General features: G+C 40.7%; 1 pseudogene. It reads right to left on the bottom strand.

Annotation, left to right across the window (positions count from 1 at the left end):
- A pseudogene (locus AAEY79_RS15330) lies at window positions 1-228 on the bottom strand (secretion protein HlyD); the annotation flags it as partial.
- Between the last annotated feature and the right edge of the window lie 35 nt (window positions 229-263).

The following is a 263-nucleotide window of genomic DNA, read 5'->3' as shown; positions in this document are numbered from 1 at the left end:
ATATTCATCAGCGACTTTTGCATACACGACCGTAAAATCACGAAAGCTCTGTAAGCCTATTTTCTTTACCGCTAAAGGAACTTCAAAAGAAGCAGTTTCAATATCGGCTTTAACAAAACTCCCTTCCAACAAAGGCTCAGCCTGTTGTGCCAACGTAACCCACACCATTCTTGCCTGATCACTTCTAACTTTTGGCTCTATAAATGATACCTTACCAGCAATATTCACAAGACTACCTTCTGCCTTAATACTCACTAGAGTGC

Origin of the sequence: Psychrobacter sp. GW64-MNA-CIBAN-0177 (genome assembly GCF_040309585.1) — a bacterium.
GTDB lineage: Bacteria > Pseudomonadota > Gammaproteobacteria > Pseudomonadales > Moraxellaceae > Psychrobacter > Psychrobacter okhotskensis.
The sequence above is the reverse complement of the archived record's forward strand: the minus strand, read 5'-3'. Positions and strand labels throughout refer to the sequence as shown.